We start from the raw sequence: 23,343 nt of genomic DNA on the forward strand, positions 1-23,343 counted from the left end.
ATGACGTCCACCGCCGAACCCGGCCCCCAGCCCGCCCGCACCCCCCCCGCCCGCCCCGGCGCGCCCGCCGACGTGCCGACGCGCGAAGTGGCGATCGCGGCCGGCGATGGCGGGCGGCTCGTCTTCCGCGTGGCCGAGGACGCGGCGGGCGGCGCGCCGCCGGTCTTCAGCCTCGGCGTGCGCAAGTCGGGCAGCACCATGCTGCACAAGATCGTCCACTACCTGGCGCGGCGGAACAACGTGAACGCGGTGGACGTGCCGGGCACCTTCTTCCGGCAGGGCTTCACGGTGGCGGACTGGATGAAGGCGGACCTGTCCGAGGTGATCGCGCCGGGCAATGTCTATCTCGGCTTCCGGTCATTCCCGGCGAACCTCGCCGCCCTGCCCGCCTTCGCCTCGGCGAAGAAGATCTTCATGTTCCGCGACCCGCGCGACGCGCTGGTCAGCCAGTATTTCTCGGACGCCTATTCCCACTCCCTCCCCTCGCGCGAGACGGAGAAGGGCGCGAAGGCGGCGGAGCATTTCGAGAAGAAGCGCGCGGAGGCGCTCGCCTCCGACATCGAGACCTATGTGCTGAAGCATGCGCGGGGCTTCGACAACACGCTGCTGGCCTTCGGCGCGATGCTGCACGACCCGACCTGCCTGCAGCTGCGCTACGAGGAATACATCTTCCAGAAGAAGCGCATGATCCACAAGATCCTGCAGCATTTCGGCTGGAGCCTGCCGCCCGGCCAGGTGGAGGCGCTGCTGAAGACTGTGGACGAGGTGCCGAACACCGAGGAGAAGCAGCGTTTCGTCCGCCGCGTCATCCCCGGCGACCACCGCGCCAAGCTGAGCCCGGAAGCCATCCGCCGGCTCAATAACATCCTGCGCGAGTCGATGCGGCTCTACGACTACTACTGACGGCCGGCGGGCGCCCGGAGCGGGGGCGCCCGCCGCCCGCCGCGCTCAGGCCGGCGCGAGCCGCGCGCGCGGGTCGTGCCGCGCCACGCGGGACAGCAGGTATTCCACCTCCGCCCGCGCCGCCGGCGTCAGCCCGCTGCCCGGGCGGCGCTGCGCGTCGGCGGCAATGATGCCGCGCCGCTTCAGGACGTGCTTGCGCACCGCGAGGCCGAGGCCCGGCTGCTGTTCGTAGCGGATCAGCGGCAGGTGCGCGTCGAACAGGTCGTGCGCGCGGTCCCGCTCGCCGGCCGCGGACAGCCGCACGAGGTCGACCAGCATGTCGGGGAAGGCGTAGCCCGTCATCGCGCCGTCGGCGCCGCGCTCCATCTCGAAATCCAGGAAGATCCCGCCATTGCCGCAGAGGATGGACAGCGCCCGCATCTCCCCCTTCGACTGCGCCGCGCGGATAGCCGCAATCTTTTCGAGCCCCGGCCAGTCCTCCGCCTTCAGCATGACGCAGGACGGGCAGGCCTCGACGATGCGACGGATGGTGCCGAAGGGCATCTGCACCTGGAACAACTGCGGATAGTCCTGCAGGACGAAGGGGATGTCCTCGCCGATCGCCTCGACCGCCTGGCGGAAATAGGTGACGACGGCGTCGTCGGTGCGCAGGTGGCTCGGCGGCGCGATCATCACCCCGGCCGCGCCTGCTTCCATGCTGTTGCGCGCCAGCCAGCGCATCTGCGCGAAGCCCGGCGCGGTGACGCCGACGATGATGCCCGCCTTCCCCGCGCGCGCCGTGATGCGCCGGACGAGCGCGAGCGATTCCTCGGCGTCCAGCTTCGGCGCCTCCCCCATCACGCCGAGCACGGTCATCCCGTCGCAGCCCGCTTCGAGGAAGAAGTCCGTCATGCGGTCGATCGAGGCGTCGTCCACGCGCCCGTCGTCGTGGAAGGGCGTCGGCGCGATGACGTAGACGCCCTTCGCGGTGGCATCGAGCAGCGGCATCCGTGGTCTCTCCTCAGTCGGTGAGCGGGGCGGGCATGGCGAGGCCGAGCTTCGCCGCGGCCGCCTCCAGCCCGGACAGGATGGCGGGGGACAGGGCCACGCCCGCGGCCAGCGCCTGGCGGCGATGGGCAAGCCCGGCCTCGCCAGGCAGGCGCACGCGTTCCACCCCCGGCAGGGGCGGCGCGGCGCGGCAGGCGGCGGCGGTCCAGCTGGTCTGGCGCAGGAAGGCCTCTCGCCCGCCGAAGGCGTCCGGGTCGAGGACCTGCACGGTGACGGCGCCGCAGAGCCCCTTCGGCGCATCGGCGCGGCCGAAGCCGGAAAGCCCCTGGGTCAGCGCCTCGGTCAGCAGCGCCCAGCCATAGCCCTTCTGCCCGTGGTCCAGCCCGCCAGCCGGCAGCAGCGCGCCTCCGGCGTCCAGCACGCGCGGGTCCCGGCTGGGGTTGCCCGCAGCGTCGATCAGCCACTCATGGGGATAGAGCCGGCCCTCGCGCGCCATGCGCATCGCCATGTTGTTGGTGGTGATGGAGGCGCTGATATCGATCAGGATGGGGTCGCCATCGGTCGGGATGCCGGCGGCCACGGGGTCCGGCGCCAGCACGCCGCCGCGCCCGCCGAAGGGGGCGACGGTGGCGGCCGCGGGGGCGGAGGTGGAGAGCACCACCATGCAGCCGCGGTCGGTCGCCTGCGTCAGGTAGGCGGCGAGGCAGGCGATGTGGTGGCTGTCGGCGATGGCGACGGTGCAGCTTCCGTAGGTGGCCGCCCGGTCCAGCGCCAGGTCGATCGCGCGGCGCACCAGCCAGGGGCCGGGCAGGCGCAGGCCCCGCCAAGCGATGGCGGCGCCACGGTCGCGCACCACCTCCGGCTCTCCCTCTCGGCGCATCGCGCCGGTCGCGATGTCGTCGAGGTAGCGCGGCAGCAGCGCCAGGCCGTGCGTGCCGTGGCCCAGCAGGTCGGCCTCCACCAGCACCTCGGCCAGCACCCCGGCCTTCTCCGCCTCCAGCCCCGCCCGGGTGGCAAGTTCCGCGGCAAGCCGCACGAGCGCGGCGGCCGCATGGCGCGGCGTGGCGTCTCCCCCGATGGCGTCCATCTCCCCCCTCACCCGATCCGTGGCGGCTTCGCGCATAGCACCGGAACGGCCGCGGGGGGACTGGCACGGGCGCGCATCGGGCATGGCGGGCGGTTCGGGGTGGACCCATATGGCGGGGATGATCCCGCTGTCCGTCCTCGACCTCTCCCCGATCCCCGAAGGCAGCGAGGCCGGCGACGCGCTGCGCAACTCCGCCGACCTCGCCCGCCATGCCGAGGCGCTGGGCTACCGGCGCTTCTGGATGGCGGAGCACCACAACATGCCGGGGATCGCCAGCGCAGCGACCGCGGTGGCGCTGGCGCATGTGGCGGCCGGCACGCGGACCATCCGCATCGGCGCGGGCGGGATCATGCTGCCGAACCACGCGCCGCTGGTGGTGGCGGAGCAGTTCGGCACGCTGGCCGCGCTGCATCCCGGGCGGATCGACCTCGGCCTCGGCCGCGCGCCGGGGACGGACGGGCTGGCGGCGCGCGCGCTGCGCCGCAACCTGGACGGCGACGTCGACGACTTCCCACGCGACGTGGTGGAGCTGCTGGAGTATTTCCGCCCCGCCGCGCCGGGCCAGGCGCTGCGGGCGGTGCCCGGCGCGGGGCTTGCGGTGGAGGCCTGGATCCTGGGGTCCAGCACCTATGGCGCGCAGCTCGCGGCGCATCTCGGCCTGCCCTACGCCTTCGCCTCGCATTTCGCACCGGCGATGATGGAGCAGGCGGTGGCGATCTACCGGGAGCGGTTCCGCCCCTCCGAACGGCTCGCCGCGCCGCATGTCATGCTCGGCGTCAACGTCTTCGCGGCGGAGACGGATGCCGAGGCGCAGCGCCTGTTCTCCTCGCTCCAGCAGGCCTTCCTGAACCTGCGCCGCGGGCTGCCGGGCAAGCTGCCCGCGCCGGTGGAGGGGCTGGAGGCGCGGCTCGACCGGCGGGAGGCCGCGATGCTGTCGCAGGCGCTGTCCTGTTCGGTCGTCGGCGGGCCGGAGACGGTGCGCGCGGGGATCGAGGCCTTCGCGGCCCGCACCGGCGCCGACGAGCTGATGGTGACCGCGCAGGTCCATGACCACGCGGCGCGGCGGCGGTCCTTCGAGATCCTGGCCGAGGTCGCGATCCAGGGGCGGGCGGCACTTATCCACGCCTGATCCGCCCCGGACGCGGCGCGGGCCGTTGCCGGGGCCGGGCGGGACCGGGTACGAGGCGGGCCATGCGCAGCCCCTTCCCTTCCATCCCCGACCGTCCGGGCCTTGTCGCCCTGGCCCTTGCGTCGCTGCTGCTGCTCGGCGCGGCGGGCGACATCGCGGCGCCGCTGCTGCCGGCGGTGCCGATCCTGCTGGCGCTGTCGCTGCTGGGCCTCGGCGCGGGGCTGGTGCTGGCGCGCCGCCGGCCCGGGGCGGGCTGGCCGCGGGGGCTGTCCGGCGCCTGCGCGATCCTCGCGCTCGGCTTCGGGCTGCTCGCGGCGCTGCAACATCTGGCGGGCACGGGGCGCGGCTTCCTCGCGGCCCGCTTCGATGCGCCGGCGGCGCTGCAGGATGCGCTGATCGGCCCGTCGCCGGGCACCCCGCGGGAGGCGGCGGAGCTGCGCGCCGCCCTGGCCCTGCCCGATGCATCGCTGCGCCCCCGCCCGGCCTCGGCCGACGAGTTCCTCTACAACGCGCTGCTGCTGCGCGCGCGCGACGAGCCGGTGCGCGCGGCGCTGTCCCTGGCCGAGGCGCTGCGGCGCGCGCCGGAGCCGCGGCCGGATGCGATGCTGCTCCAGGCCGGGCTGCTGGCCGGCGGCCTGCCTGCGGTGCGCGAGGCGCTGTCCGACCCGCCCGCGAGCCTGTCCCCGTCCGCGCGCGCGCACCTGGCCGCGCTCGCCCTGCCGCCGGCCGGGCGCGCGGCGGCGTTGGCGGAGCTGCTGGCGCGGGAGCCGGACCGCCTCCTCCTCGCGGCCGACCTGGCGCGGGCGCTGCTGGCGGCATCGCTGCCCCAGGGGCCCACCATCGCCACCGCCCGGCGCATCGCCGCCGCGCTCGACCTGATGGAGGATGCGGACCGGGCGGAGCCCTTCGCCGCCGCCTTCCTCGACCCCGCGGGCCCGGCGCGGCTGGGGCAGGAGCTGGCGGATCTGGCGTGGGTGCGGGACGTCGCCACGCGCCGGCTCGGCGTCGCCGCGCTGGCGCCGCCGCCGGGGATGCCGAACGCGCCGATCCTGGTGCGCGTGACGCCGCCCGAACCCGCCACGGCGGTGCAGTTCCTGCGCACCGTCGATGCGCAGGGGGAGGTCTGGGCCGACATCCCACAGCGCACCGACGACACGCGCGAGGCGGCGCGCGACCCGGTGCCGACGCTCCGGCTGATGCGGCCGCACCGGGTGCAGCCGATGCGCTTCCGCTACCTCGACCGCGACGGCGTCGCCTCGGACCCCGTGGAGTGGACCTTCGACCCGGCGCAGGCGATGCGGGATGCGGCGCAGCGGGCCTTGCAGCGCCAGGGGGCCTTCGCGCTGTACCAGCCCGGCCGCGTTGCGCGCGACAGGCTGAACCCGCTGCCGATCGCCGGCCAGTTCCGCGCCGGGCTCGCCGCCGTGGAATGGTTCACCGACGCCGATGGGCGGCCGCGTTCGGTCGCGGTCGGCATCCCGGACGAGGCGGTGCTGGCGGGCGAGGCGCAGCGCACCCTGGTGGAGTTCAGCGTGCCGCAGGGGGCGCGGACGCTGTTCCTGGCCGCGGTCTATGCCGATGGCTCGCGTTCCGCGGTGGCGGAACTGCCGATCCGGTAGCTTGCCGGAGCGCCGCGATGCGGGCAGACGTACGGGCTCGACCCCAGGGAAACGACAGATGCCCCACGCCGCCCCCGCCGGTTTCCAGCACGGCCTGACCCTCGATGCCGCGCGGACCATCGCGGATGCCACCCTCGCCAAGGGGCGGGAGCTTGGCCTCGCGCCGCTCACGGTCGTGGTGCTGGACCAGGCGGCGGTGCCGAAGGCGGTGCTGCGGGAGGACGGGGCGAGCCTCGCGCGGGTCGAGATCGCCTGGGGCAAGGCGAATGGCGTGATGGCGATGGGACTCGGCGGGCGGGAACTGCTGCGCCGGTCCACCGCGATGGCCGGCTTCGTCAATGCGCTGTCGGACCTGACGGGTGGGCGCGCCGTGCCGGTGCCGGGCGGCGTGCTGGTGAAGGATGCGGATGGCGCGGTGCTGGGCGCGGTCGGCGTCTCGGGCGATGCGTCGGACAAGGACGAGGTCTGCGCGGTGGCGGGCATCCGCGCCGCGGGCCTCGCGCCCGACACCGGCGACCCGGCCTGACCCGCGCCCTTGTCGCGTGGCGGGAAAGGGAGTGACTCTCCTTCCCGTCCCACGGCAAGGAGCAGGACATGCTGAAGATCCACGGCGTCGCGCGCAGCCGCGCCTTCCGCTGCATCTGGGCGGCGGAGGAGGCGGGGCAGGCCTATGAAGTCGTCCCGGTCGGCTTCGGGCCGGGGCTGAAGGCGGCGGTGGCCGGGGTGAACCCGAACGGCAAGATCCCGGCGTTGCAGGACGGCGCGCTGACGCTGTTCGAGAGCCTGGCCATCAACCTGCACATCGCGGCGAAGGCGGGCGCGCCCTTCATGCCGGCCGGCGACGATGCGTCCCGCGTGATGCAATGGACGCTCTGGGCCGCGACGGAGGCGGAGCCGGCGCACCAGCAATGGGGCTACAACACCTATCTGCTGCCGGCCGAGAGGCGCGACGCCGCGGCGGCGCGGGCGGGCGCCGAGGCGCTGGCGCAGCGGCTCGCGGTGCTCGAGGGCCATCTGGCCGCTGGCGGGCCCTGGCTGCTCGGCAAGGCCTTCACGGTCGCGGATGTGAACCTGGCCGGGGTGCTCTACGGGTCCTGGATGAACGGCTTCGACTACGGCCCCTTCCCGCGGACGAAGGCGTGGCTGGATGCCTGCCTGAACCGGCCGGCGGCGCTGGCCGCGCGGAAGCAGCGGGAAGGCTGAGCGGCGGGGAGGACGGCCGCCGGGCCGCCCTCCCCTGGCCCGGCGTCAGCGCCAGACGAAGTCGCTGACGCTGCAGGTCTCGATCCGGCGGCGTTCGGCGGCGCGGCCATCCATGTAGACCACCCGCATGTCCACGGTGCAGACGCCGGTGGCCGGCAGGCTGATGGACATGCGCTGGCCCGGCTGCATCACGTTGGCGCCCAGCCGGTCCGGGCCCCAGTTGCCGTCGCTGGAGAGCGAGACGTAGATCTCGCGGATCGTCACGCCGGTGCCGTTGACGAAGTTGAAGGACGGGTTGCCGACCACTCGGCCCGGCTGGACCATCGCGCCGGCCCCGCCGCCGATGCCCGCCCCGGCGCCCGCGCCCGACCTGCCGAAGACGATCTGCGACAGGTTGCAGGCATTCACCTGCATCCGCGTCTCCTCGCCGCCGCCCTGGTAGGTCACGCGCACGTCGAGCAGGCAGTCGCCGAAATTCGGCGTCACCCACACCCGGTTGCCGGGCGGCAGCACGCCGGTGCCCAGGATGTCCGGGCCCCAGTCGGAGATGCGGGAGGAGGAGACATAGGCGCGTTCGATCACGCGGCCGGTGTCGTTGACCAGCCAGAAGCGGTTCTGCGCCTGCGCCTGGCCGGGCGAGGCGAATAGCCCGGCAAGCCCTGCCAGCACGGCAAGGGCGACGAGCAGGTGGCGACGCATGCGCGGTTCTCCGTCAAGGGCTGTTTCGCGCGCCGAAGAGTAACAGGCCTCGCGTGACGGGCGAGTGAAAGCGTCGTCATCTGTCATGACGCGATTGTCCGTTTCGATGTCAGGCGTCACGCTGTCGCGACCTCACGCATGCGTGAGCGCGGCGGGCTTCGTGACCAGACGGGATGGAGTGCGGGATGTCGGGACGGATGGATCAGGCCGAGGAGATCAGGCGGCTTTCGGCGGCGCTGGTGGAGCTGCGCGCGGAGCTGCTGGTGACGCAGGCCTCGCTGGCCGGCGTCATCGCCGAGATCGCGAGGGCGACGCCGGAGCCCCGGCTGGCGGTGGGCGAGGCGGTGGCGCGGATGCTCGGCTTCGCCGAGGCCGCGTCGGTCGGCCTCACCGCGCAGCGGGGCGCGCGCGCCCAGGCGCCGACCGAGGCGGCGCTGCGGATGGCGGACTGGGCGGAAGGGATGGTCGCCGCGAAGGCCTGACCGCCGGGCGCCAAGGCCCGGCGTGACAATTCGGCACTACCTCGGCACCGCATGTTGCAGCGCAGCCATGCTGCGGTGGCGCGGCGGGCGGGGGCGCTGCTAGGCTGCGCGCGATGTCCCCGTCCGTTCCGCCCCGCCGCGCGGCGCTGCTCGCCGTCGCGTTGCTGTCCGCCTGCGGCGCCGCAGGGTCCCCGCAGCCGGCCACCCCCCCGGGCGGGGCGGCGGAACCGGCGGGCGTGTTCGGCAACTACCTGTCCGGCCGCTTCGCGCAATCCGAGACGGATACGCGCATCGCCGCGGACCGCCTGCTGGAGGCGCTGCGGCGCGAGCCGGACCAGCCGGAGGTGCTGGCCCGCGCCTTCCTCGCCACGCTGCTCGACGGCCGGGCGGATGCGTTGCGCCTGGCGCGCCGCCTGCCGGACAACCAGGCGGCGGCGCTGCTGCTGGTGGGGTCCGAGGCGCAGGCCGGGCGCTGGGACCGCGCGGAACAGCGCGTCCGCGCCCTGCCGCGCACCGGCCCGGCGCAGATCCTCCAGCCGCTGCTGCTGGCCTGGGCGTTGCAGGGCAGGGGCCAGACCGACCAGGCCATCGCCACGCTGCGGCCGCTGAGCGAGGGGGGGCGGCTGCGTGGCCTGCACGCCCTGCACCTGGCGCTGATCGCCGACCTCGCCGGCCGCCCGAGGGAGGCGGAGCGCGCCATCCGCACCGCGCTGGCCGAAAGCCCGGAACCGTCGCTGCGGCTGCTGCAACTCGCGGCCGGCGTGCTTGCCCGCAGCGGGCGGGAGGCGGAGGGGCTGCGCCTCGTCGAAGGGCTCGGCCGCGGGCTCGGCGACATCGCCGTGGCGGCGGGGACCGAGGCGGGGCGCCGGGCGCTGGTCGCGCCGCGCGGCGTCGCCTCGGCGGTGGAAGGCATGGCGGAGGCGAAGCTTGCCCTGGCCGCCGCGCTGCGCCAGCAGGGCGCGGGGGAGGCGGCGCTGATCCTGGCGCGGCTGTCGCTGCGGCTGCGGCCGAACTTCGCCGCCACCCTCCTGCTGGTGGCCGACCACTATGCCGAGGAACGCCACCCGGAGACCGCGCTGGCGGTGCTGGAGCAGGTGTCGCCGGGCGACCCGCTCGGCCGCGTCGCGGCCCTGAAGCGCGCCGCCATGCTCGACCGCATGGACCGGGTGGACGAGGCGGAGGCGCTGCTGCGCAGGATCGGCGCCGAGGCGCCGGAGGCGCCGCAGCCGGCCGCGCGGCTCGGCGACATGCTGCGCGCGCGCAACCGCTTCGCCGATGCGGCCGCCGCCTATGACGAGGCGATCGGGCGCATCGCGGCGCCGCAGGCGCCGGACTGGCCGCTGTTCTACGCGCGAGGCATCGCGCTGGAACGCGCGGGCGACTGGCCGCGGGCCGAGGCGGATTTCCAGCGCGCGCTGCAACTCTCGCCCGAACAGCCCTATGTGCTGAACTACCTCGCCTATACCTGGGTCGAGCTGGGCCGGAACCTGGCCGAGGCGCGCCGCATGCTGGAACGCGCGGTGGAGTTGCGGCCGAATGACGGCAACATCGTCGACAGCCTCGGCTGGGCGCTGTTCAAGCTGGGCGACATCCCCGCCGCGGTGCGCTGGCTGGAGCGTGCGGTGGAGCTGGAGCCGCGCAACAGCATCATCAACGACCACCTGGGCGACGCCTACTGGGTGGCGGGGCGGCGGAGCGAGGCGCAGTTCCAGTGGCGCCGCGCGCTGGGGCTGGAGCCGGAGGCGGGCGACGTCCCGAAGATCGAGGCCAAGATCCGCGACGGCCTGGCCAACCCGCCCGCCGCCACGGCGCGCCGGACGGACTGAGGGGACGGGGCACGCCCCCCGGGGGCGCCCCTGCCGCAGCCATGCCCAGCAGCTTCGCCGCCGCCAAGGTCAACCTCTATCTCCGCGTCACCGGCCGACGCGCCGATGGCTACCACCTGCTCGACAGCCTCGCGGTCTTCGCGGGGGTGGGGGACGAGGTCGCGGCGGCGCCCACCGATACGCTGACGCTGTCGGTCGGCGGGCCGGAAGCGGGGGCGCTGGCGGCGGAGGCGGACAACCTGGTCCTGCGCGCCGCGCGCGCCCTGGCAACGGAGGCCGGGGTGGCGCCGTATGCCGCGCTGACGCTGACCAAGCGCCTGCCGGTCGCCTCCGGCATCGGCGGCGGGTCGGCCGACGCGGCGGCGGCGCTGCGCGTGCTGGATGCGCTCTGGGGCACGGCGGCCGGAGCCGCGCGGCTGCGGCGGGTGGCGGCGACGCTCGGCGCCGACGTGCCGGTCTGCGTGGAGAGCCGCCCCGCGCGCATGGGCGGCATCGGGGAGGTGCTGGAGGAGGCCCCGCCCCTGCCCCGCTTCGGCCTGCTGCTGGCCAATCCACGCATCGCGCTGGCGACGCCGGCGGTGTTCCGCGCGCGCGGCGGCGGCTTCTCGGCCCCGGCCGCGATGCCGCCGCGGCTGGCGGATGCGGCGGGGCTGGCGGCCTGGCTGCGGCCGCTCGGCAACGACCTGGAGGCGGCGGCCGTCTCGCTCTGTCCCGCGGTGGCCGATGTGCTGGCGGCCATCGCGGCCCGGCCGGGCTGCCTGCTGGCGCGGATGAGCGGGTCCGGCGCGACCTGCTTCGGGATCTTCCCCGACCCGGCGGCGGCGGAGCGCGAGGCGGCGGCGCTGCCGGGCGGGTGGTGGCGCTGGGGCGGGGCGCTCATACCGGGCTCATGAAGTGCTGACGCACTTCATGCTTCAAGCGCCAGCGCGCCTCCGGCGCTCGGCTTCGCCGCACTTGCGGCGGCGCCCGTTCGGGCGCTCGGCCCGCTGCGCGGGCCGCAGGTCGGGACTTCGTGGGCAGGGCATCAGCGCCCCAGCCATGCCTTCAGCCGCGCCGGCGCCTGCGCCATCGCCGCCTCCGGCCCGCAATAGCTGAGCCGCAGGAAGCGCGCGCCGCGGTCGCGGTCGAAATCCACCCCCGCGCTGGCCGCGATGCCCGCGCCGTCCAGCATGCGGGCGCAGAAGTCGAGGCTGTCATTGGTCAGGTGTCCGACATCGCACCACAGGTAGAAGGCGCCGTCGGCCTGCGCGATGCGGTTGAGCCCCGCCGCCGGCAGGCCGGCGAGGAGCGCGGCGCGGGACCGGGCGTAGCGCGCCTTGTTCGCCTCCAGCTCCTCCGTGCAGTCGAAGGCGGCCTCGGCGGCGACCTGCGCGACATGGGGGGCGCTGATGAAGAAGTTCTGCGCCAGGCATTCCACCGGGCGGACCAGGTCGTCGGGCAGGACCAGCCAGCCGATGCGCCAGCCGGTCATCGAGAAATACTTGCTGAAGCTGTTCACCACGATGGCGCTGTCGCTGAAGGCCGCGGCGCTGGCCTCCGCCACCGTGCCGTAGGACAGGCCGTGGTAGATCTCGTCCGAGACGAGCCGCACGCCGTTGGCATGGCACCAGCGCGCGATGTCGCGCAGTTCCGCGGGCGCCAGCATCGTGCCGGCGGGGTTGCAGGGGCTGGCGACGATCAGGCCGGCCGGGCGCGGGTCCAGCCTTTCCAGCATGGCGAGGGTGGGCTGGAAGCGCGTCGCGGCATCGCAGGGCAGCAGCTGCGGCACCATGCCGAGCGCGGTGAGGATATTCGCATAGGGCGGGTAGAAGGGTGCCGCCATCGCCACGCGGTCGCCGGCATCGAAGGCGGCGAGGAAGGCGAGCGGGAAGGCCCCCGACGCCCCGACCGTGACCGCGACGCGCGCGGCCGGCACCTCCACCCCGTAGCGGTCGGCGCAGTGCCGCGCGATGCGTGCGCGCAGCGAGGGCAGGCCGAAGGCTTCCGTATAGCCCATCGGCGCGCCGGCGCCGAGCGCGCGGATCGCGGCTTCCGCCGCGCCGCGCGGGGCGCCGGTGCCGGGCTGCCCGACCTCCATCCGCAGGATGCCGGGCGCATCGGGCGGCAGCGCCGCGGCGCGCGCATTCGCGGCCGCGATCACGTCCATCACCAGGAAGGGCGGCGCAGCGGCCCCCTTCCCCACCTTGAGCGCCATCAGCGGTCCACGGCGCCGAGCGCGAGGCCGGCACCGCGCGGGTCCGTCGCGCCGGTGCAGGAGGAATTGGCGCCGGGCAGGTAGCCCGGGCAGCTCAGCAGCTGCGCGCGGCCGGGATCGGGCACCGCCGCGACCGCCGCCGGGGCATCGGCCCCGCGCAGCGCGCCGAACAGCGGCAGCGCGACGGCCAGCGGCGCCATGTGCTGCCCGCTGCCCGCCGCCGCCGCGCGGAAGCTGCGGAGATTGGCGTTGTGCGCGATGCCGGCCGAGAGCAACGGCGGCGCCACCTGCCCGATGCCCGGCGCGGCCGCCAGCAGGATGCCCGTGCCCGGCGCGACGCGGCCGGTGCCGAACAGGTTGTTCATGGTGAAGGCGCAGCTGACCGCCATGCCGTCGCGGTCCACCACGGCAAGCCCGGCGGAGGCCGGCAGCACGGGCCATGCGGCATCGGCCGGGACCTCCGCCGTCACCAGCGCGGCCGGGTCGCCGCCGCGCTCGCGCCAGGCGCGGGCCACGGCGACGCCACGCGCCGCGGCGGCATCCGGCGCCGCGCCGGACTGAAGGGCGGCGAAGGCGGCGGCGGCGGCCAGCCCGCCATCGGCCGGCACCGGCAGGAAGGACAGCGTGTCCTGCCCGGCGCGGAAGGCCAGCGGGGGGGCGAGACGCGGCAAGGCGGCGCGCATCTCGGCCGCGGTCAGCCCGCCGCCGGCGGGGGTGGAGGCTTCCTCCAGCCGTCGCGCCAGCTGGCCCTGGTGGAGATCGCCCACCCCCGCGGTCCGCAACGCGCCGAGCGTGCCGCCGAGATCCGGTTGCAGCAGGCGTTCCCCGGTGGCCAGCGGCTGGCCGTTCGGCCCGGCGAAGACCGCCGCCGCCCAGGGATCCGCCAGCAGCGGGCCGGCGACAGCGGCCAGGTCGGTGGCCAGCGCGCGGCTGACCTCGAGCCCGAGCCGCGCGGCGCCCTCGGCCGGGGCGACCAGTTCCTCGAAGGGGCGACGGCCGCCGCGGCTGTGCAGCGCGAACAACCCGCGCGCCATCATCGGCAGCGCGGCGGGCCGGTCCGCGCGGGGCGGCACCGCTTCCCGCCCACCGGGGGGGAACAGCACCGCCTCCGCCTCGTTGCGGCGGGGGTTGAAGACGAGGCAGGCGCCGCCGCCGCCGAGCCCGGCGCGGGAGGGGAGCGAGGCCGTCATCATGAAGCCGGCCGCCACCGCCGCATCCACCGCCGACCCGCCGGCCGAGAGCACGTTGCGGGCGGCGAGCGCGGCGCGCGGCTCCTCCGCCGCGACGCCGCCGAGGAAGCCGCGGACGAAGCCCTGTTGCCCCGCCTGGGGCTGGCCGCCGCCGCCCACCGCATTGCCGGCCGATTCGAGCAGGCCGCAGCCCGGCAGCAGCAGCGCCGCCGCGGTGGCAAGGACAGCCGCGCGGGATGCACGGCGCGGTTCGGGGTTCGCCGGGCGGGCGAAAGCCTCTAGGCTGGGCGCCATGCGCCGCCGCCGCCGGGCCTCACCCTGGGCAATGCCCCCCTGGCTCTCCCCCGCCACGCTGTTCGCCATCCTGTTCGCCCTCGCCGTGCTCGCCCCTGGCCTGGCATCGGCGCAGGCCCCGCCGCCGCGGATCATCACCATCAGGGATGCGGAGACGGAACACCTCATCCGGCGCTTTTCCCATCCCCTGTTCCGCACCGCCGGGGTCGATCCCGCCCTGGTGCGCGTCACGCTGATCCAGAACCGGGCCATAAACGCCTTCGTCAGCACCGGCAACCGGCTGTTCATCCATACCGGCCTCATCCAGCAGGCGACCTCCGCGCAGGAGTTGATCGGCGTGCTGGCGCATGAGACCGGCCACATCGCCGGCGGCCACCTGGCGCGGCTGCCGGAGGAGATGCGCGCGGCGATGATCCGCAGCATCGCGGCCATGCTGCTCGGCGGCGCGGCGGCCGTCGCCTCGGGCCAGGGCGGCGCGGCGGCGGCGGGGATGCTGGGCGGGCAGGCCGCGGCGATGGGGGAGTTCTACGCCTTCACCCGCAGCCAGGAACAGGCGGCGGACCAGGCGGCGGTGGGCTACCTGGAGCGGCTCGGCTGGCCCGCGCGGGGGACCGAACGCCTGCTGGAGCGGCTGCTGGAGCAGGAGTTGCTCGCCGTCGGCCGGCAGGACCCGTATTTCCGCACCCATCCCCTGTCGCGCGACCGGCTCGACTTCATCCGCGAGCACCTGTCGCGCAGCCGCAACGCCGACGCCGCCCTGCCCGCGGGGTTCGAGGAGGGCTTCGCGATGGTGCGCGCCAAGCTCGACGGCTTCATCGACGCGCCGGCGATGACCTGGCGGCGCTGGCCGGAAACCGACACCTCGGCGCCTGCGCGCTATGCCCGCGCCATAGCGCAGTTCCGCTCCGGCCGGATCGCGGAGGCGGTGGCGATGGTGGACGCGCTCCTGCGCGAAAGCCCCGCCAGCCCCTGGCTGCACGAGCTGAAGGGCCAGATCCTGTTCGAGGGGCACCGCCCGGCCGAGGCGCTGGCGCCCTACGCCCAGGCGGCGCGGCTGGCACCGGACGAGGGGCTGATCCGCCTGAACCACGCCCGCGTGCTGATCGAGCTGGGCGCCCCCGCGCAACTGCGGCTGGCGGTGGCGGAGCTGGAGGCGGCGCTGCGGACGGAACGCGAGAGCGCCTTCCTGTGGCGCCAGATCGCCACCGCGCGCGGCCGGCTGGGCGAGATGCCGCTGGCCGACCTCGCGCTCGCGGAGGAGGCGCTGCTGCTGGGCGATGCCCGCACCGCCCGCACGCTGGCGCGGCGGGCGGAAGCGGCGCTGCCCCCTGGCCCGATGCGGCTGCGCGCGCAGGACCTTGCCAATGCCGCCGCGCCGGAGAACCTGCCCGCGCGGTCGCGGAACTGACCCCGAAAGGACCACCCATGCGCTGGCTCGCCCTTCCCGTCCTCGCGCTCGGCCTCGCCGGCCCGGCGCTCGCCCAGGGGTTCACCGCGGAGCAGCGGGCGGAGATCGTGCGGATCCTGCGCGACGCGCTGCGCCAGGACCCCGCCATCCTGCGCGAGGCGCTGCAGGGGCTGGAGGAGGCCGACCAGCGCGACCGGGCCGAGGCGCGGCGCGCCGCCATCGCGCAACAGGGCGACGCGCTGTTCCGCGACGCCGCCGACCCGGTGAAGGGCAACCCGCGCGGCGACGTGACCATCGTGGAGTTCTTCGACGCGCGCTGCGGCTACTGCAAGCAGATGCACCCGGCGATGGAGGCGCTGCTGCGGCGCGACGCCAATGTCCGGGTGGTGCTGAAGGACCTGCCGATCCTGGGGCCGGCCAGCGTCGTCGCGGCCCGCGCCCTGCTCGCCTCGCACCGGCAGGGGCGCTACCCGGCCTTCCAGGATGCGCTGATGGCGCTGCGCGTGGAGCCGACCGAGGCGGTGCTGCGCCAGCAGGCGGAACGCATCGGGCTCGACTGGGCGCGGCTGCGGCGCGACATGGACGACCCGGCGCTGCAACGCCGGATCGAGGCGAATCTGCGCCTGGCCCAGGCGCTGGGCATCGAGGGCACGCCGGCGCTGGTGATCGGCGAGACGCTGGTGCCCGGCGCGGTGGACCTGCCCGCGCTGGAGCGGCTGGTGGCGGAGGCGCGCGGCGCGGCGCGGCGATAGGCGCCGCCCCCGGATTGCCCCCCCGACGCGGCCGTATAGACTGCCCGCCGGGAGAGGGGTGAATGGGGGCGGGCCTCGACACGATCGGGATGCTGGCGCGGCTGGTGTCGTTCGACACCACCAGCGCGCGCTCGAACCTTGCCCTGGTCGGGTTCGTGCGGGAAAGCCTCGGCGCGCACGGCATCGACAGCCACCTGGTCTTCGACCCGGGCGGGGAGAAGGCGGCGCTGCATGCGGTGATCGGCCCGCGCGTGGCGGGCGGCGTCGCGCTGTCGGCCCACAGCGACTGCGTGCCGGTGGAGGGGCAGGCCTGGCAGGCGGACCCCTTCGCGCTGCGCCGGCGGGACGGCCGGCTGGTCGGGCGCGGCACGGTGGACATGAAGGGCTTCTGGGCCAGCGTCATGGCCGCGGCGCCGCGGCTGGCGGCGAAGGGGCTGAAGCGCCCCGTGCATCTCTGCCTGTCCTTCGACGAGGAGACGACCTTCGCCGGCGCGCCGCTGCTGGTGGACAGCCTGGCCGCCCACGCCCCGCCGCCGGCCATGTGCATCGTGGGGGAGCCGACGGCGATGGCGCCGGTGGTGGCGCACAAGGGCTATGCGTCCTGGAACGTGACGGCGACCGGGCTGACCGGCCATTCCTCGCTGACCCACCGCACCGCCAATGCGCTGGAGGCGGCGGCGGAAGCGGTGGCGGTGCTGAAGCGCATCGCCCGCCGCTTCGCCGCCTCCGGCCGCCGCGCGGCGGGATTCGAGCCGCCATGGACGACCGTCCACACCGGCACCTTCCGGGCGGGCACCATCCTCAACATCGTGCCCGACCGCGCCGACTTCGTCTTCGAGGTCCGCACCGTCCCCGGCGACGATGCCGGGGCGGTGCTGGCGGAGCTGGAGGCGGAACTTGCGCGCGAGGTGCTGCCGGAGCTGCGCGCGGTGGCGCCGGGGGCGGGCTTCGCCTTCGCGCGGCGCTGCCACGCGCCGCCCTGCGACCTGCCGGAGGACAGCCCGCTGCTGGCGCTGGCGCAGGGCTGCGGGGCGCGCGGCCCCGCCGCGCGCGTGCCCTACGGGACCGAGGCGGGGGTGTTCCAGGCGGCGGGCATCGCGAGCCTCGTCTGCGGCCCCGGCGACGTGGCGCAGGCGCACCAGCCGGAGGAATGGATCGCCGAGGCGGAACTCGCCGCCTGCGACCGCTTCCTCGACGCGCTCGGCGACCGGCTGGCGGCCTGAGATGGGGGCGCCGGGCGACCTTGGCGGGATGCAGTCGGGCATGCCGCGGCTGGATGTCCGGCTGCCGCGGCCGGACCTCGCGCCCTGGCGCGCGGGGAATGCGGGGCTTCCCGGCGTGTGGCGCTTCGCGGCGGCCGAGCCGGGGCCGCATCTCGTCCTCTGCTCCCTCGTGCATGGCAACGAGATCGCGGGCGCGCTGGTGCTGGCGCGCTGGCTGCGCGACGGCATCCGGCCGCGGCGCGGCACGCTGACGCTGGTCTTCGCCAACCTGGCCGCCTTCGACCGCTTCGACCCGCAGGACCCGACCGCGAGCCGCTTCGTGGACGAGGACATGAACCGCGTCTGGGCGCCGGAACTGCTGGCCGGCGCGCGACGGTCGGCGGAGCTGGACCGCGCGCGGGCGCTGGTGCCGGTGATCGAGGGCGCGGATGTGCTGCTCGACCTGCATTCGATGCTGTGGCCGTCCGACCCGCTGATGATCGCGGGGCCGGGGGCCGGGTCGCGGGCGCTCGGCAGCGCCATCGGCTCGCCGGGGCTGGTGGTGTCGGATGAGGGGCACGCGGCGGGGCTGCGGATGATCGACCATGCGCGCTTCTCGGCCGGCGGGCGCGCGTTGCTGGTGGAAGGCGGGCCGCATTGGCAGCCGGAGACGGTGGCGCAGCTGGAGGACACGGCGGCGCGGCTCCTGCGGCACCTCGGCATGGCGGAGGAAGGCGCGGGGCTGCCGCCCGCCCCGCCCCTGCCCCCTGGCCGCCTGGCGCGGGTGACGCGCACGGTGACGGCGCAGAGCGCGCGCTTCGTCTTCCTGCGCGGCTATCGCGGGGGCGAGGTGATCGCGCGCCGCAACACCGTCATCGCGCTGGACGGCGAGGCGGAGGTCCGCACGCCGCACGACGAATGCCTGCTGGTCATGCCGAGCCCGCGCACGATGCGCGGCCACACCGCGGTGCGGCTGGCGCGCTTCGAGGGGTGATGCCGGCTACCCTTCCAGCCCCAGGTCACGCAGCGCGTGCTCGCGCAGCTTGCTTTTCTGCACCTTGGCGCTGGCGGTCATGCCGATGGCGTCGAAGCTGTCCACCAGCCGCAGGTGGCGCGGCACGCGGAAGCCGGCGCAGCGTTCGCGGCACCAGGCGATCAGGTCCTCGGGCGTCGCCGCCGCGCCGGCGCGCAGGATGACATAGGCCGCCGGCACCTCCACCAGCCGCGGGTCGGGCACGCCGACGACCTGCGCCTGCACGACATCGGGATGCTGGTGCAGCACGTCCTCCACCTCGGCCGGCGCCACGTTCTCGCCGCCGACGCGGATCAGTTCCTTCGCGCGGCCGGCGAAGCGCAGCCGGCCCTCGGCGTCCATCACGCCGAGGTCGCCGGTGTGCAGCCAGCCCGCGGCGTCGATCGCGCGGGCCGTCTGCTCCGGCATGTTCCAGTAGCCCTTCATCACCGCCCAGCCGCGCACCAGGATCTCGCCCAGCGCGCCGGGCGGGCAGTCCCCGCCGGTGGCGGCATCCAGGATCCGCACCTCGAGCCCCGGCAGCGGGCGCGCGAAGCCTTCGAGCCGCGGGCCCGGATCGTCGTCCCACGGGCCCATCGCGACATTCGGCGAGGCTTCCGACTGGCCGTAGGCGGCGCATAGGCCCGGCATGCCGAAGCGTTCCTGCGCCTGGCGCAGCACCGTCGTGCTGGCGGCCGCCCAGCCGCCGCGAAGGCGGATCGCCTCGTCCGGCGCGCGCGGCTCTCCCAGCATCATCAGGAACATCGTGTCGTTGCCGGAGATGTGGGTGATCCCTTCCTCCTTCATCAGGCGGATGGCTTCCGCCGCGTCGAAGGTGGGGGTGGTGACGTAGCAGGCGCCGGCGACGAGCGAGGTGAGGAGCGAGAGCGTGACGCCCGCGACGTGGAACAGCGGCCGCTGGCTGAGGTAGCGGTCCCCCGGCCGCAGGCCGAGCCGCCGGCCGGCATGGAAGGCGTCGCGCAGCAGGCTGTCATGCGACAGCATCGCGCCCTTCGGCGCGGAGGTGGTGCCGGAGGTGTACTGGATCAGCGCGACGTCGTCCGGCGCGGTGGGCAGGGTGCCGGGGTCGAAGCCCGGATCGGCCGCCATCTCCAGTTCCGCCGCGCGCGTCGCCGCGGCGGGCAGGTCGGTGCCGGCGACGATGACGCGGCGCAGCCGCGGCAGGCCGGGCGCGGGCAGGCTGTCATCGATGCCGGGCAGGATGGCGCGCAGCATCGCGATGAAGTCCACCTTCAGCAGCCGGTCCTGCGTGACCAGCACCGCGACCTCCGCCTGGCGGAGGCAGTACTCGATCTCCGGCCCCTTCCAGCGCGTGTTGACCGGCACCACCACGGCGCCGAGCGAGCCCGCCGCCAGCAGCAGCACGGCCCAGCGCACCGAATTGCCCATGCAGAGCGCCATGTGGTCGCCGCGCCGGAGGCCGAGGCGGTGCAGGTTCGCCGCCGTCCGCCGCACCTCCTCCCGCAGCTGCGCGAAGGTGATGCGTTCGCCGGCCGCGACGATCGCCTCCGCCTCGGGCCAGGCATCGGCGGAGCGGGTCAGCGCGCCCCAGAAGGTCGTCCTCGGCCAGTCTTCCATCATCCGCCCCTCACGCCAGCAAGCCGCGCGCGATGACCATGCGCTGCACCTCGGACGAACCCTCGCCGATGCGGAACAGGCGCATGTCGCGGAAGGCGCGCTCCACCTCCTGCCCGCGCATCACGCCCATCGCGCCGTGGATCTGCACCGCGCGGTCGGCGACGCGGCCGGCCATCTCGGAACAGTGGAGCTTGCACATGCTCGACGCCACCGCGATGGGCTCGCCGCGCGCGCCGGCGCGGATGGTCTCGTAGAGCATGGCGCGCGCGGCCATCACCTCGGTCGCGCTGTCGGCCAGCATCCACTGGATCGCCTGGCGTTCCGCCAGCGGCGCGCCGAAGGTGGTGCGCGACTTGGCGCGCGCGATCGACAGTTCCAGCATCCGGTCGGCGGTGCCGAGGCAGATGGAGGCGACGCCGAGCCGCCCCTCGGCCAGCGATTCCAGCGCCAGCGTCATCCCCTGCCCGACCTCGCCCAGCACGGCGTCGGCGCCGAGGCGGCAGTCGTCCAGCGTCACCTCCGCGACGGTCCAGGCATCGGTGCCCATGGTGCGGTCGACGCGCCCGACATGCAGCCCCGGCGTGCCGCGTTCCACCAGGAAGCCCGTCACGCGGCCGCGGCCACGCCTGGCGGGGTCGGTGACGGCGAGGATGAGGAAGAGATCGGCGACATCGGCGTTGGAGATGAACTGCTTGGCGCCGGACAGGCGCCAGCCCTTGCCGTCGGGCACGGCGCGGGTGCGGATGGCGGCGGCGTCCGACCCGGCTTCCGGCTCGCTCAGCGCGAAGGCGGTGCGGCTTTCGCCGCGCGGCAGCTTCGGCAGGTAGCGCGCGCGCTGCGCGGGGGTGCCGTGCCGCTGGATCGCCATGGGCGTCAGCCCGCTGCTGCTGGCGACGAGGACGGGCAGGATCGGGTGGCAGCGCGCCAGCTCCTCCTGCACCAGGCAGTATTCCGCGAGGCCCATGCCGGCGCCGCCATGTTCCTCGGCGAGGCGGAGGCCGAGGATGCGCTGCCGCGCGAGCGCTTCCGCAAGGCCCGGCGGATAGTCGCCGCCCTGGTCCATCAGCCGCGCGAAGGGCACGAGTTCGCGTTCCGCGAAGCGGCGCAGGCCCGCCCGCATCTCCGCAAGCTCCGGTCCGATCTCCATGGCGATCATGCGGCGGGAAGGGCTGGAATTGACGTATCCTCCGCTGCGAGTATGGCGATGCCGCGGAACGGGGGTCAACGCCACGCCTGACCCGCGGGTAAGCCGGGGGGGGCCACGCAGTTGCCGACGAGGACGAGGACGGCCGCGAAGCCCGTGCCCTTCGACCGCAGCCAGGACTACGGCGCGCGGCGCGCGGTGATCCTGGCGGAGGCGGCACGGCAGTTCAACGCGCGCGGCTTCGCGCTCTGCTCGATCGACGACATCGCGGAGCGGCTGCGGATCACCAAGCCCGCCATCTACTACTACTTCCGCAACAAGCAGCAGCTTCTGTACGAATGCTACGTCCAGGCCTTCGACGCGGCGGATGACGCGCTGTCCCGCGCCACCGCCGAGGGCCGGACGGGGCGCGAGAGGCTCGAGCTCTATGTCCGGGCCTGGCTGCTGAACGGGCTTTCGCCGGACGCGCATATCGTGCCGCTGCGCGAGCAGCGCGCCCTGCAGCCGGCGCTGCGCCAGAAGCTGGACCGCCGGCGCCGGGCCCGGCGCGACCGGCTGCGGGCCCTGGTGGCCGAGGGGATCGCGGACGGCTCCATCCGCCCCTGCGAGCCGAAGGTGGTGGTCAGCGCCTGGGCCGGGGCGGTAGCTTGGATCCTGGAAAGCTACGACCCGACGGGGCCGCTGAAATTCGAACAGGTGGCGGAGGAGCTGATCGCGCTGCTGCTGCGGGGCCTGGCGACGTAGCGGGCCCGGCTCGCCCGGCGATTCACGCCCTTCGCATGCCCGCCTGCGGCGCGCACGCCCAGGACGATCGCGGGCTATTCCAGCGTGATCCGGTTCTCACGGATCACCCGCGCCCAGAAGGCCGTCTCGCTTTCGAGATAGGCGCCGAACTCGGCGGGCGGCATCGGTGCGGGGGCCGAGCCGAAGGTGGCGAGGCGTTCGCGGATGGCGGGTTCGGCCAGCGCCTTCGCGATCGCCGCCGCGATGCGCGCGGTGACGGCGGGCGGCGTGTCGGGCGGGGCGACGATGCCGGACCAGCTGAGCCCGTCGACGCCGGGGAAGCCCTGTTCGCGGATGGTCGGGATCTGCGGCTGGGCGGGGTGGCGGTCCGGCCCGATGAGGCCGAGGATCTTCGCCCGCCCGTCGCGCACCAGCGGCAGCTGCACCAGCAGGTCGGCGAACAGCCCATCCACCTGCCCGCCCGCCAGGTCGACCAGCGCCGGCCCCGCGCCGCGATAGGGCACGTGCAGGATGTCGAGCCCGGTCGCGCGGCGGAACAGCTCCAGCCAGGCATGGCTGATGCTGCCCATGCCGTTGGACGCCAGGCGCAGCGGCTCACCCCGGCCGCGCACCCAGGCCACCAGCGCCGGCACGGTGTCGGCGGGGATGCGGGCATTCACCGCCAGGCCGGACCCGCTGACCACCACCCGCGTCACCGGGGCGAAGCGGCGCGGGTCGTAGGCGATGTTCGTCTCCAGATGCGGGGTGATGGCGAAGGTGGACACCGCGCCGAACAGCAGCACCGAGCCGTCCGCCGGCGCGCGGGCGACGAACTGCCCGGCCACCACCCCGTTGGCGCCCGGGCGGTTGTCCACGATGACATGCCCGCCGAGTTCCCCGCCCAGCCGCTCCGCGATCAGCCGCCCGATGAGGTCGATCGGGCCGCCGGCCGCGAAGGGGATGACGATGCGCGTCAGCGCGGGGAATGCGGGCTGCGCCGCGGCGTGGCGCGCTGACAGCGCCGCGCCGCCGAGAAGGACGCCCTTCGCGAGACCCCGCCGCAGCATCGAAGCGCCTCCTCCACCCTCCCGTTGCCGGCGAGCATGACTTACCCGCCGGTAAGGGGTCAACGGGAAGGTGGCGGGCGGTTCAGTTGATGGCGAAGCAGTAGAACAGCCCCGCCCCGCCGCTGCTGCGCAGCGCGTCCTGGCTGCACCCGCGCGAGGGGTGGGAGGTGTTCCAGGAGCGCGAGGGGGCGTCGTCGCGCAGGCCGATGCGGTCGTGGTGGCCGACCATGGCGGAGCCGTCCGGCCCGCTGTAGGTCCAGTTCCGGCAGGTGCGGTCCTCGGAGCCGGCGATGGCGGTGCCGTCCTCGTTCGAGCCGGTGAGGATGTCGTGCTCGTTGGGGTTGTCGCCGCGGCCGCGCACCACCTGCCCGCGTTCGTCGACATTGGTCTCCTTGGTCATCGCATTCGCCTCGGAATGCAGGTCCGCGACGCTGCGGGCGATGACCGTGCCGTTGGCGTTCCGCCAGGGGCCGGTGCCGATGCGGTCGCGCGCGTTCACGGCGCCCTGGCCCTGGGTGCTGAGATAGGCGCGCCAGGTACGCCCGCCCGCCCCGGCCGCCTGCGCCAGCGCCTGGCAATGCGCATCCGCGCCCGCCAGCCCGCCAAGGTCGGCGCCGCGGCCGAGGCCGGTGCTGGTGACGAAGAAGGTCATGTCGGCGGCGCCGGGCGGCGACTGCGCGTCCACGGACACCGCAGCACCCCCCAGGATGGCGGCCGCGACGGCCAGCCCCAATGCCTTGCGCATGTGCGTTCCTCCCGTTCCTGACGCCGGATCGAGCCGGCGCGGGGCGGGAGTATGCCGCGCCGTGGCGGCAGCGCGACA

22 protein-coding genes are annotated in these 23,343 nt (G+C 75.0%); 13 read left to right on the forward strand and 9 right to left on the reverse strand.

Features of this window, described 5'->3' with window-relative positions:
* Positions 1-903 (forward strand): sulfotransferase domain-containing protein, encoded by a 903-nt coding sequence (locus ACK8OX_RS12290; protein WP_430664391.1) that lies wholly within the window; start codon positions 1-3, stop codon positions 901-903.
* A gap of 45 nt (positions 904-948) precedes the next feature.
* On the opposite strand, the gene ACK8OX_RS12295 is transcribed toward ACK8OX_RS12290, so the two are convergent.
* Both ACK8OX_RS12295 and ACK8OX_RS12300 read right to left on the reverse strand, forming a co-directional pair.
* Positions 949-1,890 (reverse strand): dihydrodipicolinate synthase family protein, encoded by a 942-nt coding sequence (locus ACK8OX_RS12295; RefSeq protein WP_430664392.1) that lies wholly within the window; start codon positions 1,888-1,890, stop codon positions 949-951.
* Between the two features lie 13 nt (positions 1,891-1,903).
* Positions 1,904-2,977, reverse strand: a complete 1,074-nt coding sequence (locus tag ACK8OX_RS12300; RefSeq protein WP_430664393.1) for an Ldh family oxidoreductase — start codon at positions 2,975-2,977, stop codon at positions 1,904-1,906.
* A 118-nt stretch (positions 2,978-3,095) separates the two neighbouring features.
* On the opposite strand from ACK8OX_RS12300, the gene ACK8OX_RS12305 reads away from it, so the two are divergent.
* The 4 genes from ACK8OX_RS12305 to ACK8OX_RS12320 all read left to right on the forward strand — a co-directional run bounded on the left by ACK8OX_RS12305 (position 3,096) and on the right by ACK8OX_RS12320 (position 6,928).
* Positions 3,096-4,106, forward strand: a complete 1,011-nt coding sequence (locus tag ACK8OX_RS12305; RefSeq protein ID WP_430664394.1) for an LLM class flavin-dependent oxidoreductase — start codon at positions 3,096-3,098, stop codon at positions 4,104-4,106.
* Positions 4,107-4,168: 62 nt separating this feature from the next.
* On the forward strand, positions 4,169-5,725 hold the full coding sequence (locus tag ACK8OX_RS12310) for a hypothetical protein (protein WP_430664395.1): 1,557 nt from the start codon (positions 4,169-4,171) through the stop codon (positions 5,723-5,725).
* Between the two features lie 58 nt (positions 5,726-5,783).
* The gene (locus tag ACK8OX_RS12315; protein ID WP_430664396.1) at positions 5,784-6,251 is read left to right on the forward strand and encodes a GlcG/HbpS family heme-binding protein; all 468 of its coding nucleotides are present in this window, start codon (positions 5,784-5,786) and stop codon (positions 6,249-6,251) included.
* Positions 6,252-6,319: 68 nt separating this feature from the next.
* On the forward strand, positions 6,320-6,928 hold the full coding sequence (locus ACK8OX_RS12320; protein ID WP_430664397.1) for a glutathione S-transferase family protein: 609 nt from the start codon (positions 6,320-6,322) through the stop codon (positions 6,926-6,928).
* A 45-nt stretch (positions 6,929-6,973) separates the two neighbouring features.
* Here ACK8OX_RS12320 and ACK8OX_RS12325 read toward each other — a convergent pair whose 3' ends face one another.
* Positions 6,974-7,627 carry a Tat pathway signal protein gene (locus ACK8OX_RS12325; RefSeq protein ID WP_430664398.1) on the reverse strand — a complete coding sequence of 218 codons (654 nt, stop codon included), beginning with the start codon at positions 7,625-7,627 and terminating at the stop codon, positions 6,974-6,976.
* A 197-nt stretch (positions 7,628-7,824) separates the two neighbouring features.
* Here ACK8OX_RS12325 and ACK8OX_RS12330 point away from each other — a divergent pair, with 197 nt between their 5' ends.
* The 3 genes from ACK8OX_RS12330 (at position 7,825) to ACK8OX_RS12340 (ending at position 10,828) form a co-directional block, all read left to right on the forward strand.
* On the forward strand, positions 7,825-8,109 hold the full coding sequence (locus ACK8OX_RS12330) for a hypothetical protein (RefSeq protein WP_430664399.1): 285 nt from the start codon (positions 7,825-7,827) through the stop codon (positions 8,107-8,109).
* Between the two features lie 113 nt (positions 8,110-8,222).
* Positions 8,223-9,935, forward strand: coding sequence for a tetratricopeptide repeat protein (locus tag ACK8OX_RS12335; RefSeq protein ID WP_430664400.1), 1,713 nt, complete (start codon positions 8,223-8,225; stop codon positions 9,933-9,935).
* Between the two features lie 41 nt (positions 9,936-9,976).
* Entirely contained in the window at positions 9,977-10,828 is an 852-nt protein-coding gene (locus ACK8OX_RS12340; protein ID WP_430664401.1) for a 4-(cytidine 5'-diphospho)-2-C-methyl-D-erythritol kinase, read from the forward strand.
* 131 nt (positions 10,829-10,959) lie between these two features.
* Here the strand turns inward: ACK8OX_RS12340 and ACK8OX_RS12345 are convergent, their stop codons facing one another.
* Together ACK8OX_RS12345 and ACK8OX_RS12350 are read right to left on the reverse strand one after the other, a co-directional pair.
* Positions 10,960-12,129, reverse strand: a complete 1,170-nt coding sequence (locus tag ACK8OX_RS12345) for a pyridoxal phosphate-dependent aminotransferase (protein ID WP_430664402.1) — start codon at positions 12,127-12,129, stop codon at positions 10,960-10,962.
* Positions 12,129-13,613, reverse strand: coding sequence for a gamma-glutamyltransferase (locus tag ACK8OX_RS12350; RefSeq protein ID WP_430664403.1), 1,485 nt, complete (start codon positions 13,611-13,613; stop codon positions 12,129-12,131). Before ACK8OX_RS12350 ends, ACK8OX_RS12345 begins: the two co-directional genes overlap by 1 nt.
* A 31-nt stretch (positions 13,614-13,644) precedes the next feature.
* Here ACK8OX_RS12350 and ACK8OX_RS12355 point away from each other — a divergent pair, with 31 nt between their 5' ends.
* From ACK8OX_RS12355 to ACK8OX_RS12370, 4 genes are all read left to right on the forward strand, one after another.
* Positions 13,645-15,021, forward strand: coding sequence for a M48 family metalloprotease (locus ACK8OX_RS12355; protein WP_430664404.1), 1,377 nt, complete (start codon positions 13,645-13,647; stop codon positions 15,019-15,021).
* Between the two features lie 17 nt (positions 15,022-15,038).
* Positions 15,039-15,773 (forward strand): DsbA family protein, encoded by a 735-nt coding sequence (locus tag ACK8OX_RS12360; RefSeq protein WP_430664405.1) that lies wholly within the window; start codon positions 15,039-15,041, stop codon positions 15,771-15,773.
* A 62-nt stretch (positions 15,774-15,835) separates the two neighbouring features.
* Positions 15,836-16,996, forward strand: coding sequence for an acetylornithine deacetylase (gene argE, locus ACK8OX_RS12365; RefSeq protein WP_430664406.1), 1,161 nt, complete (start codon positions 15,836-15,838; stop codon positions 16,994-16,996).
* Between the two features lie 28 nt (positions 16,997-17,024).
* Positions 17,025-17,969 carry a peptidase M14 gene (locus ACK8OX_RS12370; protein ID WP_430664407.1) on the forward strand — a complete coding sequence of 315 codons (945 nt, stop codon included), beginning with the start codon at positions 17,025-17,027 and terminating at the stop codon, positions 17,967-17,969.
* A gap of 6 nt (positions 17,970-17,975) precedes the next feature.
* Here ACK8OX_RS12370 and ACK8OX_RS12375 read toward each other — a convergent pair whose 3' ends face one another.
* Positions 17,976-19,589, reverse strand: coding sequence for a class I adenylate-forming enzyme family protein (locus tag ACK8OX_RS12375; protein ID WP_430664408.1), 1,614 nt, complete (start codon positions 19,587-19,589; stop codon positions 17,976-17,978).
* Between the two features lie 7 nt (positions 19,590-19,596).
* On the reverse strand, positions 19,597-20,733 hold the full coding sequence (locus tag ACK8OX_RS12380; RefSeq protein WP_430664409.1) for an acyl-CoA dehydrogenase family protein: 1,137 nt from the start codon (positions 20,731-20,733) through the stop codon (positions 19,597-19,599).
* 120 nt (positions 20,734-20,853) lie between these two features.
* On the opposite strand from ACK8OX_RS12380, the gene ACK8OX_RS12385 reads away from it, so the two are divergent.
* Entirely contained in the window at positions 20,854-21,474 is a 621-nt protein-coding gene (locus ACK8OX_RS12385; RefSeq protein WP_430664410.1) for a TetR/AcrR family transcriptional regulator, read from the forward strand.
* Positions 21,475-21,548: 74 nt separating this feature from the next.
* Here the strand turns inward: ACK8OX_RS12385 and ACK8OX_RS12390 are convergent, their stop codons facing one another.
* Positions 21,549-22,520: a Bug family tripartite tricarboxylate transporter substrate binding protein gene (locus tag ACK8OX_RS12390; protein WP_430664411.1), complete on the reverse strand. Its 972-nt coding sequence runs from the start codon at positions 22,518-22,520 to the stop codon at positions 21,549-21,551.
* Between the two features lie 82 nt (positions 22,521-22,602).
* Entirely contained in the window at positions 22,603-23,265 is a 663-nt protein-coding gene (locus tag ACK8OX_RS12395; protein ID WP_430664412.1) for a hypothetical protein, read from the reverse strand.
* Positions 23,266-23,343 lie beyond the last annotated feature (78 nt).

It is taken from the genome of Falsiroseomonas sp. CW058 (assembly GCF_050563535.1).
Classification (GTDB): domain Bacteria; phylum Pseudomonadota; class Alphaproteobacteria; order Acetobacterales; family Acetobacteraceae; genus Falsiroseomonas.